This window comes from Streptomyces sp. NPDC002835 (assembly GCF_053591995.1).
Genome location: NZ_JBSFUW010000033.1, coordinates 36,633 through 49,993, shown reverse-complemented (window position 1 = coordinate 49,993; position 13,361 = coordinate 36,633). Strand labels below are relative to the sequence as shown.

Here is a 13,361-nt window from a genome sequence, read left to right as displayed (position 1 = left end):
CCGGAGACGGTGAGGAATGGCTCGTGGCGTCGACAGCAGGAGGCTATAGGCCGCGCCGGGCATGAGCAGGAGACTCGCCTGACGGATACGAGAAACGCCCGGCGGTTCCTTCCACAGCGTTATCCGCACGTGCCGCGTGTCCTGTTTCCGCTGTGGCGCGGCGTGACCCGCCGACTCTTTGCGGTATGACGGTTCGGGATATGACGGAATGGTGCTGCGGGCCGGGCCGCGGCTCGCAGGTACGAGGGGTGCGACGAGTCGGGCACTGGCCGACGGCGAAAGGGCGGCAGGGTGGCGCGGACGAGGACCGACCCGCCGGGGCTCCCGGCGCCGGACTGCGCGCCGGAGCCGCTGCGGCACTACGCGCTCCTGGCCGACGGCGAGCGGGGCATCCTCGTCGGCCCCCATGGCGAGTACACCTGGATGTGCGTCCCCCGGTGGGACTCCGACGCGGTCTTCTCGACCCTGGTCGGCGGCCCAGGAACGTATGTGGTGACGCCGTCGTGCCGGAGTGTCTGGGGCGGCTACTACGAGGAAAGATCACTCATCTGGCGCAGCCGCTGGGTCACCGACTCAGGCATCGTGGAATGCCTCGAAGCACTTGCCTTCCCCGGCGATCCGCACCGCGCGGTCATCCTCCGGCGGGTCATCGCCCGCGAGAACGTCGCCCGGGTCTCGGTCGCTCTGGAGCCGTGCGCGGGTTTCGGCCGCCATCCGATGCAGGATCTCTCCTGCGACGAGAGCGGCGTGTGGACCGGACGGTCCGGCGATGTGTGGTTGCGCTGGTCGGGCTGCCCCGACGCCCGGCCGGTCGGGGCCGGGGACCGGCGGCTCGCCATGGAGCTGAAGGTGGAGCCCGGCTCCCACCACGACATGGTGCTCGAGATCAGCGATCAACCACTGTCCGCTCCGCTTCCCGAGCCGGACGCCGCCTGGGAGACCACCCGGGCGGCATGGCACCGGGACGTGCCCGGCCTGGAGAACACGATCGCCCGCCGGGACGCACATCAGTCCTACGCGGTCCTGCGGGGGCTCACAGGATCGGCCGGGGGAATGGTCGCGGCCACGACCACGAGCCTGCCGGAGCGGGCCGAGGAGGGCCGCAACTACGACTACCGCTATGTGTGGATCCGCGACCAGTGCATCGCCGGCCAGGCCGCGGCGGCCGCCGGCGCCCACGGCCTCCTGGACGACGCGGTGCGTTTCGTCACGGGCCGGCTGCACGAGGACGGGCCCGGCCTGGCACCGGCGTACACGGTCGACGCGCGCCCGATCCCGGACCAACGGCAGATCGACCTGCCCGGCTACCCCGGGGGCTTCGACCGGGTGGGCAACCATGTCAGCGCACAGTTCCAGCTCGACGCCTTCGGTGAAGCGCTCCTGCTGCTGGCCGTGGCGGCCCGCCATCAACGGCTCGATGCCGAGGGATGGCGAGCGGCGGGCATCGCCGCCGACGCGATCGCCCGGCGCCGGCGGGAACCCGACGCGGGCATGTGGGAGCTGGCTCCCCGCCGCTGGACCCACAGCCGCCTCATCTGCGCCGCGGGCCTGCGGGCCATCGCCACGGCCGGGACACCGCACCGCAGGCCGGCCGATTGGCTGGCCCTGGCCGACAGCATCGTCACCGACACCACCGCCGACTCTTTGCACCCGTCGGGACGCTGGCAGCGCTCACCCGAGGACCCGGCCGTGGACGGGTCGCTGCTGCTGCCCGCCGTCCGGGGAGCCCTGCCGCCCGACGACCCGCGGAGCGTCACCACCCTGCGGGCCTACGTCTCGGAGCTGACGGACGATCACTTCGCCTACCGCTTCCGCCAGGACCGCCGCCCGCTGCACGAGGCCGAGGGCGCGTTCCTCCTCTGCGGGTTCGTCACCGCCCTGGCGGAGCACCAGCAGGGCCGCGAGGTGTCCGCGTACCGCTGGTTCGAGCGGAACAGGGCCGCCTGCGGACCGCCCGGACTGTTCTCGGAGGAGTACGACATCGCGCAACGCCAGATGCGCGGCAATCTTCCCCAGGCGTTCGTCCACGCCATGATGCTCGAATGCTCGGTGCGGCTCGCCGCGCCCTGGCGGCAGCCGTGACAGCGCGGCGCCCGCCGCTTCCGACCTCAGCGAGAAAGGTGCCTCCATGACTCAGACCGTGGTCATCACCGGGGCGAGCGCCGGTATCGGCCGCGCCACCGTCCGGGAGTTCGCCCGCCGCGGCGCGCGCATCGGACTGCTGGCCCGCGGCAGGACCGGTCTGGAGGCGGCGGCCCGCGAGGTCGAACAGGCCGGTGGGAGCGCCCTGGTACTGCCGACGGACGTCGCCGACCACGATCAGGTCCGGGCCGCCGCCGACGCCGTGGAAGAGGCGTTCGGACCGATCGACGTATGGGTCAACGCCGCCTTCACCTCTGTCTTTGCACCCTTCACGGAGATCGGCGCGGACGAGTTCAAGCGGGTCACGGAGGTCACCTATCTCGGATACGTCCACGGTACGAAGGTGGCGCTGGACCACATGCTCCCGCTCCAGCACGGCGCGATCGTCCAGGTCGGCTCCGCCCTCGGAGACCGCTCGGTGCCACTGCAGTCCGCCTACTGCGGCGCCAAGCACGCCATCAACGGCTTCACTTCCTCCGTACGCACCGAGCGATGCACGACAAGAGCAACGTCCATATCACCGTGGTGCAGATGCCCGGCGTCAACACGCCGCAGTTCCAATGGGTGCGGTCACGCCTGTCGCGGCACCCGAGGCCCGTGGCGCCCGTCTACCAGCCCGAGGTCGGGGCCCGCGCCGTCGTGTACGCCGCCGACCATCCACGGCGCAAGGAGTACTACGCCGGGGGCTCGACGGTCGCCACCATCCTGGCGGACAAGCTCGCGCCCGGTCTGCTCGACCGGTATCTCGCCCGTACCGCCTACGGCTCCCAGCAGACCGACGACGAGGTACGCGAGGACCGGCCCGACAATCTGTGGGAGCCGCTCGACGGCGGCGAGAACGGCCGGGACTTCGGCGCGCACGGCGTCTTCGACGCGCAGGCGCACGACCGAGCCCCGCAACTCCCGGTATCCCGGCATCCCGGAATCATGGCGGGCGTGGCGGCCGGCGTGCTCACCGGCGCGTGGTACGGCCTCCGCCGCTGCCGCCGGCGGCCCTGAGACCGGCCTCCCGCAACACCCGCCCTCCAGATTCTCGACCTCGATCCCATCCGTTCCAGCAGCTGCTGCGCCGGCTTCATGCCGCCGGTGGCCCGGTGGTGTCGCGGCCCCGCGGCGGCCCGGAGATCTCCGGACGGGCCTTCGCCGGTACGTCGCGCCACGCACGCCGCGGCGGCTTCGTCATCGACCTGCACTCTCCCTCGTACGCCGGTCACACCTGCGCGGGGCCGTAGACCCGGTACGGCTCCGCATCGGCCCATCTGATCTCCAGCCCGAGGCCCGGGCGCCCGCTGTCGGGCCACAGGGCGGCGCCGTCGGGCGGCAGCGTCCCCTCGAACAGCAACTCCTCGACGCGGACGTGGTCGTGGAAGTACTCCAGATGCCGCAGCCGCTCCACTGCACAGAAGGCATGCGCGGACACAGCGGGTGCGCAATGGGCCGAGAGATCGACGTGATGGGCCGCCGCGAGGCCCGCGACCTGCAGAAGCCCCGTGATGCCGCCGCAGCGGGTCACATCCGCCTGCAGACAGTCGACCGCGGACGCGCTCAGCAGATTGGTGAAGTCGCGCAGCACATAGCCGTACTCCCCGGCCGCCACCTCGAGCCGCCCGGGGGCCCGGTCACGCACCATCCGCAGGCCCTCGAAATCAGCCGAACTCACCGGCTCCTCGAACCAGTTGACGTCCCACTCCGCGGCGTAACGCTGCGCCCAGTACAGCGCCTCCCTGCGGCCGAACGCGCCGTTCGCGTCGGTGAACAGCTCAGCGTCGTCACCGATCTCGCTGCGTACGGCCGCCAGCCGGACCGGGTCCTGTTCCGGGTCCCGCCCGGTCTTCATCTTCACCCGCGGGATGCCCCGGTCCACCCAGTCGGCGAGTTGCTCCGTCAGCCGGCCGACCGGGTAGTTGGTGAACCCGCCGCTGCCGTAGACGGGCACATGGTCGTGGAAGGCCGGCAGGAGCCGTGTCAGCGGGAGGCCGAGGAGGCGTGCCTTGAGGTCCCACAGGGCCACGTCGGCCGCCGACACGGCCATGGCTCCCGCGCCGGGCCGGCCGGCGTTGCGAAGCCGCGCACCCATCCGGTGCCAGAGCGCGGGCGGTGACGACGCGTCGGCATGCAACAGCAGCGGCACCAGTTGGGAGGTCAGGAGATGGGCGACGGACACATCGCCGTACGTGTAGCCGATGCCCGCGCGGTCGCCCGACCGCACCCGTACCAGCACGGCAGTGGTCGACCCCCACTCCAGCGTTCCGTCCTGTTCCCGTCCGCCGGGGCCGTCGGTGGGAATGTCGAACGCGTGCACGTCGACGGCGTCGATCGTCCACTCGGGTGCGCGGCGGCGCGTCGCCGGGCCACGTGTCATGGTCGCGGCCGGGCTTCTCCAGGTTGCGCACGCCCGCCTTGGCGGCCCCGGCGCCCCGGTGCGGAGTCGGCGGCCAAAGTCATCGGATCTCCCTCGAACGTGCCTGTCCCGTCCCATTGGGGTGACCGTCAACGCAAAGGTGCAAACCCTGTGCGAGGCGGGCCGCCCTCGCGGCATACGGAGCGGTCCGCGTCAGCGACCGCGGCCGCTGAGCATGTCGCGGGCGCGGTCGACCAGGCCGGCGCCGGGCCCGAGCAGCTTGTTGGCCGGAGGCTTGTCCGGGGCGGCCGGGTGCGGCCGGGTGGGCGCCTTCTCCTTCGCTGCCCGGACCTTGTCCCCGAGCTCCTGCAACTGCTCAGCCGAGCAGGCGGCCTGCAGCAGGGGGAACAGCCGGCCCTCCTCGTCCTGGACGTGCTCGGTGACCGACTGCACCAGGCGCGTCATCGTCTGCTCGAACTCGGTCTGCCCCGGCTCGGTTCCCTCCAGGTCCTTGAGCATCCGCTCGACCTCCGCGTGGTCCGAGAGTTCCTTGTCCGCGAGCTGGGCGCCGCCCTCGACGTGCTTGCGCACCGCCGGGTACAGGTACTGCTCCTCGGCGACCGCGTGCCGCACCAGCTCGATCGTCATCCGGTCCGCCAGCTCGCGGCGCCGCCCGCCGTCCATGGCCGTGTCCTGGATCTGCTCGAACAGCGCTTCCACCTCACGGTGGTCCTCGGTGAGCTCCTCGATCACATTCCCGCCGTGCGCCATATCCTCGCCCTCTCCTCGTCCGGGGTGCGGCCGCTCGCCGGCCGCGATGCACCCGGCATGTGTATCCCGGCAGCGGGCAGCCCTAACCGCCTTTTCCGGGCGTGCCGTATGCCGCGTGTCCCGGGGAGAATGTGCGCCTCGGTGAGGTCGGGGTTCCATCCGGCGATCGCGTCGAGTCCAGGTCCGCAAGATCACAAAAGCAGGTTCAATCTTTGCAGACTTCAATCTCCAGCCTCCTGCTGGATGCGGCGTCCGTGGTGCGCGCATGGAGTGACCTCGTACGCGTGGTGACAGGTACGGCGGTCGCCCATGGAGCATCGCGGGGAGCCGCTCGCCGGGAGTGCGGCGACTACGGTCGCACCCACCGTTTGGCGCTTGAGCGTTGTTGGTAGAGGGCCGGCGCGACGCCCGGACCGGGACCGGCGCCCTCAGGTGCGGTGAGTGGGCCAAAGCGTTTCGGCGTCGTGGCCCGGTAAGTTCCTACCTGGCGGAATTCCTCCACCATATCGCGCGGCACATGGCGGTCCGCGGTGAATTCATGACGCCTCTCGGCCACGTGTGCCAGTACGTTCTCGAAGGTCAGCGCCGTCGGCAAGGTCAGCTCATCAGCCTCTGATGGGCCCGAGGTTCGCGTCGCCGTCGACTCCTTGTTGCTGTTGGCATCCGAATATGGCGAGCGCTGCCCAATGAGCGTATTGACCGTGGGTGCCCGGTAACAATCGGAAGGCACGGCAACGGCTTCGAGGGATGCCCTACGGAAATGAAGAACTCTTTACGGCGGTTCGGAGTCGGCGCCAGCCGTCACGTGCTGGGCTGCCCCCGGCCCGAGCGGCCGGGGCGGGGGCTGCGGGCGGCGGTGGCCGGGCAGGACCCGACGGCCCGGGGTGGACGGGCCGGAGGTCGTGCCGCGGCCCGGCGAGGTCCGGCGAGGTCCGGCCGAGGTGGCCTCTTGACCGCGTTTCGTCAGAGCCTTACGCTCCCCTCCATCGTCAGGAAACTTTCCTAACAATGGCCCATGCAAGCGCGCTCTGCTTCGTCCCCTCCTGCCGCCGGACCGTCCCCAACTCCGCGTCCGGCCACGGTGTGTCCCGATCAGGCACATCGTCCCCCGCCCCTCACCGCGAGGAGATCTCTGTTGCCCCCCACTCCACCCCACGGCCGCTTCGCCGGGACCTCCCGCCGGGACATTCTCGGCGCGGCGGTCGGCGGACTGGTCGCAGCCGCCCTGCCGGCCACCCTGCGGCTGCCGTCCGCGACCGCGGCGGCCCAAGCCCTCGCCGGCTCCTGGGCGTTGCGCTGGGCCCCCGCTCCGGCGTCCGTCGGTCTCGGTGCCTTCGAGAGCATCGAGGACGACCGGGCCGACTCCCACACGGCGGGTCAGCCGCACATCTACCCCGTCGACGACACCTTCCGGTTCAACATGCACATGGCCGACCGGGACACCTCCACGGACCGGCAGCGCCAGGAAGTGACCGGCATGCGTACGTCCGGGAGCTCGTACCTGAGCTGGCTGCCGGGCGAGACGTGGCGCACGACGTACCAGATGTACATACCGAGCTCGCTGAAGGCGACCACGTCCTTCACGCACATCATGCAGACCAAGCGGCCCGGGGCCGGCACCTCACCCATCACCGTGATGTCCCTGCGCCGGGTCAACGGCGTGCAGACGATCGAACTGAAGCTGTTCGAGGCGAACATCCTCGTCGGCCGCACCGACCTCGCCCCGCTGCACAACTCGTGGGTCGACGTCGACTTCCAGCTCAAGATCGGCGACGGCACCGCGGGCAGCGTGCGCTGGATTCTCCGCAAGGACGGCGTCATGCTCGTCGACGGGACGAAGACCGGTGTCGACACCTCCCTCGGCGACCGGGTGCGGCCCAAGTGGGGCATCTACCGCTCGCTCGGCGACACCTCCGGTTCGCTGCAGGACTGCCACCTGCTGCTGCGGAACATGCGCGGCTACCAGCTGGTCGACGGCCCCGCCGCCACCGACCACCAGGCCGAGAACGCGTTCATCTCGCAGGGCCTCGTCGAGTCCAACCACGCCGGCTACTCCGGAACCGGCTTCGTGAACTACGACAACGTCACCGGCTCGTTCGTCGAGTGGTCCGTCCCGGCGAGCACCGCGGGCCAGGCCACCGTGGCCCTGCGCTACGCCAACGGCACGACCCTGAACCGCCCGATGAACATCACCGTCAACGGCACGGTCGTCTCCGCCGGGCACGCCTTCACCCCCACCGGCGGCTGGGCCTCCTGGGCGACCACCACGCTCACCGTGCCGCTGTCGGCCGGCACCAACAAGATCCGGGCCACGGCCACCACCGCCAACGGCGGACCCAACGTCGACAAGATCACGGTCGGTTGAACCCCCGTTGACCCCAGTTGACCCCCACCGCGAGGACATCATGCGCAGACCCCTCTCAACTCTCCTCACCGGCGCACTGCTTGCCGGTCTGAGCCTCGGCCTCATCCCCGCCTCGGCCTCCGCCGCCGCCACCACGTCCGCCGCCACCACGTCCGCCTCCGCCTCCGCCGTCGAGGCCGCCGCCTACCAGGAGTGGCAGCCGAACACGTATTACGCGGCGGGCACGCGAGTGTCCTACGCGGGCAAGGACTACGAGTGCTGGCAGAGCCACACGTCCCTGACGGGCTGGGAGCCTCCCAACACCCCCGCGCTGTGGATCCTGCTCGGTGACGGCAGCGGCGGCGGCACGGACACGACGGCTCCATCCGCCCCGGCCGGCCTGCGCACCACCGGCACCACGTCGTCCAGCGTGTCGCTGGGATGGAACGCGTCCACCGACAATGTAGGTGTGACTGGTTACGCAGTGTTCCGCGACGGTGTCCAGGTCGCCACGCCGACCGGTACGACGTACACGGTCGGCAGTCTGGCGGCGAGTACGTCGTACACGTTCACCGTTCGTGCGAAGGACGCGGCGGGTAACGAGTCGGCCGTCTCCAACTCGCTCACCGCCACCACCCAGAGCAGCGGCGGCGGAGGCACACCCGCCTCGATCAACGGCCGGCTGAAGGTGTGCGGCGTGCAGCTGTGCAACCAGTACGGCAAGCCGATCCAGCTGCGCGGCATGAGCAGCCACGGCCTGCAGTGGTACAGCCAGTGCCTGACCAGCGGCTCCCTGGACGCGCTCGCCGGCGACTGGAACGCCGACGTCCTGCGCATCTCCCTCTATGTCCAGGAGGGCGGCTACGAGACCAACCCCAGGGCGTTCACCGACCGGGTCCACCAGCTCATCGAGATGGCGACCGCCCGTGGCATGTACGCCCTCGTCGACTGGCACCAGCTCACGCCGGGCGACCCCAACTACAACCTTTCCCGCGCCAAGACGTTCTTCACCGAGATCGCCCAGCGCCATCGCGGCAAGGCCAACCTGCTGTACGACATCGCCAACGAGCCCAACGGTGTGAGCTGGTCGCGGATCAAGTCCTACGCCGAGCAGCTCATCCCCGTGATCCGCGCCGAGGACCCCGCCACGCCGATCCTCATCGGCACCCACGGCTGGGGCTCCCTCGGCATCTCGGACGGCCGCAACGAGACCGACATCATCAACAACCCGGTCCAGGCCACCAACATCATGTACACGTTCCACTTCTACGCGGCCTCGCACGGCCAGGCGTACCTGGACGCGCTGAACCGGGCGTCGAACCGCATCCCGGTCTTCGTCACCGAGTTCGGCACGCAGGAAGCGAGCGGTGACGGGCCGAACAACTTCACCCGCACTCAGCAGTACCTCGATCTGATGGCCGCCAAGAAGATCAGCTGGGTCAACTGGAACTTCTCCGACGACGAGCGCTCCGGCGCCGTGTTCAAGACCGGTACCTGCAACAACAACGGCCCCTGGACCGGCACCACTTCGCTGAAGCCGGCCGGCGTCTGGATCCGCGACCGGATCAGGACTCCGGACTCCTTCCCGACGAGCTGAGCACCGCGCTCGACCGAATGACAGCACCCCCACCACCGGGGCCGGAGGCCGACAACGGCCTCCGGCCCCGGCGGCGTGCGTGGGCCAGCGGCGCTGAGCACTCCGGCGGACCTCGGTCTCCGCCGGGCAGCGGAGACGGTCCATGCCTGCGAACGATGCCTGACGGCACCGGCGTTGACGACGATCAGTGGGTATCCCGAACGCCCTCCGATCGGAGCCCCGCATGATGAACCGGACCCTGCGCGCCACTGCCCTCCTCGCCGTCGTGATCGCCGTCACCGCGCCCGTCGCCGTCGCGACCCCCGCCCCGTCCGCGCCACCCGCCCGGGAGACCGCCACCGTCTCCTCGCTCAAGGGCGACGCGCGCATGGACTACCCCGTCGCGGACCAGGAGGTACGGGTGTCCGTCGACGCCCGCTCGACGTACGCGGTGGGCAGCATCCCGCAGCGCTCCTGGGGAACCTTCCGCATCTCGCACGCCCAGGACGGCACGCTCTACTGGGGCGAGTTCAAGGTCGACTGCCTCACCACCGGCGGCCCCACGGCCACCGTCACCGGCCGCCTCGTCCGCACCAGCCCCGGCCACCCCTGGCTCACCACACTGGATCCGCACACCCGCATGGGCGTGAGCTTCTTCGTCCCGGAGCAGGGCGAGGCCCGCATCGGGCTCTCCGGAGCCACCAAGAAGGGCGAGCCGCTCCTCACCAAGTGCATGGCACCCGCGGCCGACGCACGGATCGTCGACGGCGGCTACACCCTGCGCGACCGCAACACCCCGGCGCCTCACCGGAAGTGAGGCGACTCGGCGGGGCCGCCCCGTTCCTGGTCGCGTTCATTGTGCGCGGGCACCGAGACGGTGGGGCGGCACCCTGCGGGGTTGAGAAAGTGGGGGGGGAGTGGTTCCCCTCTCAGCTGAGGTCGGAGAGATCCTCCCGGGTGAGGACGATCGACTGCGCGGCGGAGTTCTCTTCCAGATGAGCCAGAGAGCCGGTGCCGGGGATGGCCAGAGTGACGGGGGAGGCGGCGAGCAGCCAGGCCAGGGCGGTCTGAGGGATCGTAGCCCCGTGACGGTCCGCGACCTCGGCCATGCGGGCATCGGCGAGGTCGCTCACGCCGCCGCCCAGGGGGAAGTACGGCACGTAGGCGATGCCGGCCCTCTCGCAGGCAGCCAACAGCTCCGTGTCGTCGCGCCTGCCCGCGTGGAATTGGTTCTTGATGCTCCTGGGCTGCGGTTCTGCGCTTCCCTGCCCGGCCGTCCCGGCTGTGAAGACCGACGCCGTGCGCACGACGGGTAGCGGCAGCTATACGGAGAACACGGCCGAAGACGGGCAGAGCACCGCCGCCCGCATCTGCGTCCGGCTGACGCGCCAGAGGCTTGCGGGTGCCCCTATGCCTATAACGCCTACGGAAACGGGGTGCGTCGGGTCGGGGGCCGTGCAGCATGTCGGGGTGGCAGATCTGCTGTGGGATGACGTGAGCCGCTTCTTCGACCCGGACCTGATGGGGGCGCTTCCGGACGGGCGGGTCCCGGATGCCTCGGTGGAGGACTGGCAGGCAGTCCTCGATCTTGTCGCGGACAGGGGGTGGAAGTGCCGGTACTCCGAAGGCGACGCGATGCTTCCGGTGCCCCGGGCGGAGGCCGTGCTGTCCCGCCCGGCGGATGCTGAGTGCCCGAACCTGCGCGTCTGGCCGACTGCCGATGTGTCGGCGATCTTCCGTTTCCATGCCGACGATGAAGTCGACTTCGACGTCGACCTGCGGGAGTTGCAGGGTCAGGAGCGACTCGATGTGTTCTGCGGCTTCCTTCGGGAAATCGGGCGGCGGTTGGGCAAGCCGGTGCTGATGGATCCGGAGGGCGATTATGGCCATCCTGTGCTCGGCTTCGATGTCGAGGCCGATCGAGTCGTACTCCTCGCTGAGCCGTGGGGCAGGTGACTGATGCCGGCAGCCCGGGTTCGTGGAAGGTGCTGTCACGGAGCATCGCGAAGACGGCGTCGGCCCCGCGGAGAGCTCCGCCCCGCTGTGCGGGAACCGGACACCACGGTCTGCCCCAGGAGATGCGAACCGAGGAGCTGTCCTGGCGATCACTGTCTACGGTTCGTCTGGTGGGGATGCGGCTGGCCTTGACTTGTATCGCCGCTGTCGGGCGACCGTGACTCGTGAATTGTCGACGCCGCCCGCAGTTCCCTTCGGTCGCTCTCGGGCTCCCCTCAGCCCGTTCTGCCCGCCGCTCGAGGCCTGTTGCTGCGACCTTGGGAACCGGCTGACGCTCCGGTGTTCCTCTCCGCCTACCAGGACGATGAGATCTGCCGCTGGCACACGCGCCGCCCTCAGACGGAGACGCGCGTCCTGGAGTGGTTCGATGCCTACCACCAGGACTGGGGAGGCGAGAAGGGCGGTCGCTGGGCTGTCGCCCGCGAGGACGGTGAGGTCCTCGGCCGGATCGCGCTGCGCGGCTTCGACTTCAACGACGGTGTCGCCGACGTCAGTTACTGGGTTCTCTCGACTGCTCGCGGCGGCGGTGTTGCGACCTCGGCGATGGCAGCACTCTCAACCTGGGCGCCGCTCGATGTACCGAACCGCTCCGGCAGATCGCACCACTGCGCCCCGGTCCGCACCCGGGGCAGGATCCCGTCGATCACCTGCCGGTGACCACGCCACCGCCCGCACCACCCATTGCTCACCGGCAGGAACGGCCGTAACCGCTCCCACTCCGCGTCCGACTGATCGCCACGTTCTCCCCGCCCCATACCCGGGAGAACGAGCAGATCAGCTGACGGTCACACGATCGGCCGCAGCTCCTAGAAGGGCGGACAGTCGCTGTAGCCCGTCGACTGCGGCGGTGGTACGGCGGGGCACGGCGTCCGCAGCAGTGCCACGGCCTCCTCGACCCGGCCCGACTCCACCAGCAGCGGGGCGAGAGCCCGTCGGTGGTCCAGGCGGTCCCGGTCCAGCAGCGCGACGGCCTCCTCTGGGCGTCCGGCGTCGGCCAACAGGCCGGCCAGGCTCGCCATCGCGTACGGACTCCCGCCCTCAGGGTGCGCCCGGGCCCCCGCCACCGCCTCGTCGAGCCGTCCGCAGGCGGCGAGAAGCGGGCCCCGCAGCCGGAACAGCTCCCACTCCTCCTTGCCCCGCCGGGACTTGAGGGCGTCCAGGTGCGCGAGCCCCTCCTCGGCGCGGCCCTCGGCGGCGAACAGCCCGCACAGCAGATCGACGACCCAGTCCTCGGCGCTGTCCAGCGCGCCCATCACCTCGATGGCCTCGTCGCCCCGCCCGTGCCGGGCCAGCAGCTGCGCCAGCAGTGCCGGCGCGTGCCAGCGGTCGTGCTCCGCACGCCGTCGGTACACCTCGACCGCGCCCGCCACGTCGCCGCGGGCCTCCAGCAACTCCGCCAGGTGGCGGACGGCTTCCGGCCGGTCCTCGTCGGCCGCGTGAGCGCGCAGCTCGTCGATCCGGCCGTGTCGGACCAGCAGTTCGGCCAGCGGGTCGCTGTTGTTGACCGGTGTGGAGCCGTACGTGCGCAGCACCTCGACCGCCTCGTCCGTGCGGCCCTGCGCCTCGCGAACGGACGCCAGCAGATTCACCGCGTTGAACGGCTCCGGGGACCGCCCGCCGCACTCCGGGCTGCCGCACCGCGTGCACGGGAGCCCCGGCGTGATCCGGGCCGTCAGGAGCCCCGCGACCTCCTCGCCCCGGCCCAGACCGACACCCACCTCGACCAGGGCCTCGGCGAGGAACCAGTCCGCGATGTGCGGCAGGAGCAGGGCGTAAGCCTCCTCGCCCCGCCCGTGCCGGGCCAGCAGCAGGGCCAGGTCGTGCAGCGCGAACCGCTCCCCGTCCCGCGCGAAGGGGCGGACGAGGAGAATGGCATCCTCGCCCCGGCCCCCCGAGTCCAGCAGCCGGGCGGCCTCCGCGGTCGCCGTCCACCAGCCCGTTCCGACGTACGGGGCCAGCACCCGGAGGGCCTCCTCCAGTTCGTCCCGGCCGGCCAGCAGGCGCGCCCATGCGCGGGCGCAGAACCAGTCACCGTCTTCCGCGAAGGCCTGGGCGCGCACCACGTCGGTGTGACCGAGTGCGAGGAGACGGTCAACGAGATCGGGCGGTATGCACTCGTCGTGCATCCGGGTCCGGCGGTCCAGTACGGCGGCGTCCATGGCCGCACCCTA

The 13,361-nt window shown here is 70.8% G+C and carries 10 protein-coding genes and 4 pseudogenes; 9 read left to right on the top strand and 5 right to left on the bottom strand.

The genetic code is table 11. From position 1 onward, the window contains the following. Positions 1-291 precede the first annotated feature (291 nt). Positions 292-2,082, top strand: coding sequence for a glycoside hydrolase family 15 protein (locus ACWD01_RS28370; RefSeq protein WP_451165636.1), 1,791 nt, complete (start codon positions 292-294; stop codon positions 2,080-2,082). 46 nt (positions 2,083-2,128) lie between these two features. Further along, positions 2,129-3,141, top strand: a pseudogene (locus ACWD01_RS28365) (SDR family oxidoreductase). Between the two features lie 211 nt (positions 3,142-3,352). Here ACWD01_RS28365 and ACWD01_RS28360 read toward each other — a convergent pair. Then, complete coding sequence (locus ACWD01_RS28360; RefSeq protein WP_451165635.1) at positions 3,353-4,504, bottom strand: enolase C-terminal domain-like protein; 1,152 nt, start codon at positions 4,502-4,504, stop codon at positions 3,353-3,355. A 192-nt stretch (positions 4,505-4,696) separates the two neighbouring features. Beyond that, the gene (locus ACWD01_RS28355; RefSeq protein WP_451165634.1) at positions 4,697-5,254 is read right to left on the bottom strand and encodes a hemerythrin domain-containing protein; all 558 of its coding nucleotides are present in this window, start codon (positions 5,252-5,254) and stop codon (positions 4,697-4,699) included. Between the two features lie 1,186 nt (positions 5,255-6,440). On the opposite strand from ACWD01_RS28355, the pseudogene ACWD01_RS28350 reads away from it, so the two are divergent. From ACWD01_RS28350 to ACWD01_RS28330, 5 genes and pseudogenes are all read left to right on the top strand, one after another. Then, positions 6,441-7,226, top strand: a pseudogene (locus tag ACWD01_RS28350) (Tat pathway signal sequence domain protein); the annotation flags it as partial. After that, entirely contained in the window at positions 7,206-7,619 is a 414-nt protein-coding gene (locus tag ACWD01_RS28345) for a carbohydrate-binding protein (RefSeq protein WP_451165675.1), read from the top strand. The pseudogene ACWD01_RS28350 and the gene ACWD01_RS28345, both read left to right, overlap by 21 nt. Before the next feature lie 40 nt (positions 7,620-7,659). Further along, positions 7,660-7,923: pseudogene (locus tag ACWD01_RS28340) on the top strand (carbohydrate-binding protein); the annotation flags it as partial. Further along, complete coding sequence (locus ACWD01_RS28335) at positions 7,897-9,195, top strand: cellulase family glycosylhydrolase (protein ID WP_451165674.1); 1,299 nt, start codon at positions 7,897-7,899, stop codon at positions 9,193-9,195. The pseudogene ACWD01_RS28340 and the gene ACWD01_RS28335, both read left to right, overlap by 27 nt. Positions 9,196-9,418: 223 nt before the next feature. Then, positions 9,419-9,991 carry a hypothetical protein gene (locus ACWD01_RS28330; RefSeq protein ID WP_451165633.1) on the top strand — a complete coding sequence of 191 codons (573 nt, stop codon included), beginning with the start codon at positions 9,419-9,421 and terminating at the stop codon, positions 9,989-9,991. A 112-nt stretch (positions 9,992-10,103) separates the two neighbouring features. On the opposite strand, the gene ACWD01_RS28325 is transcribed toward ACWD01_RS28330, so the two are convergent. Continuing rightward, positions 10,104-10,481: an aldo/keto reductase gene (locus ACWD01_RS28325; RefSeq protein ID WP_451165632.1), complete on the bottom strand. Its 378-nt coding sequence runs from the start codon at positions 10,479-10,481 to the stop codon at positions 10,104-10,106. Positions 10,482-10,644: 163 nt separating this feature from the next. Here ACWD01_RS28325 and ACWD01_RS28320 point away from each other — a divergent pair, with 163 nt between their 5' ends. Together ACWD01_RS28320 and ACWD01_RS28315 are read left to right on the top strand one after the other, a co-directional pair. Continuing rightward, positions 10,645-11,130 (top strand): hypothetical protein, encoded by a 486-nt coding sequence (locus ACWD01_RS28320; RefSeq protein ID WP_451165631.1) that lies wholly within the window; start codon positions 10,645-10,647, stop codon positions 11,128-11,130. Between the two features lie 339 nt (positions 11,131-11,469). Then, positions 11,470-11,697 (top strand): annotated as a pseudogene (locus tag ACWD01_RS28315) (GNAT family N-acetyltransferase); the annotation flags it as partial. On the opposite strand, the gene ACWD01_RS28310 reads toward ACWD01_RS28315, so the two are convergent. Beyond that, positions 11,685-11,945: a transposase gene (locus ACWD01_RS28310; RefSeq protein ID WP_451165630.1), complete on the bottom strand. Its 261-nt coding sequence runs from the start codon at positions 11,943-11,945 to the stop codon at positions 11,685-11,687. The pseudogene ACWD01_RS28315 and the gene ACWD01_RS28310 sit on opposite strands and share 13 nt — an antisense overlap. 51 nt (positions 11,946-11,996) lie before the next feature. Next, positions 11,997-13,349 (bottom strand): tetratricopeptide repeat protein, encoded by a 1,353-nt coding sequence (locus ACWD01_RS28305; protein WP_451165629.1) that lies wholly within the window; start codon positions 13,347-13,349, stop codon positions 11,997-11,999. Positions 13,350-13,361: the final 12 nt, after the last annotated feature.

Coding starts and splice junctions, on each gene's coding strand:
- ACWD01_RS28310 (WP_451165630.1), bottom strand. CDS start 11,945: ATGGGGCGGGGAGAACGTGGCGATCAGTCGGACGCGGAGTGGGAGCGG.
- ACWD01_RS28345 (WP_451165675.1), top strand. CDS start 7,206: ATGCGCGGCTACCAGCTGGTCGACGGCCCCGCCGCCACCGACCACCAG.
- ACWD01_RS28330 (WP_451165633.1), top strand. CDS start 9,419: ATGATGAACCGGACCCTGCGCGCCACTGCCCTCCTCGCCGTCGTGATC.
- ACWD01_RS28360 (WP_451165635.1), bottom strand. CDS start 4,504: ATGACACGTGGCCCGGCGACGCGCCGCCGCGCACCCGAGTGGACGATC.
- ACWD01_RS28305 (WP_451165629.1), bottom strand. CDS start 13,349: ATGGACGCCGCCGTACTGGACCGCCGGACCCGGATGCACGACGAGTGC.
- ACWD01_RS28355 (WP_451165634.1), bottom strand. CDS start 5,254: ATGGCGCACGGCGGGAATGTGATCGAGGAGCTCACCGAGGACCACCGT.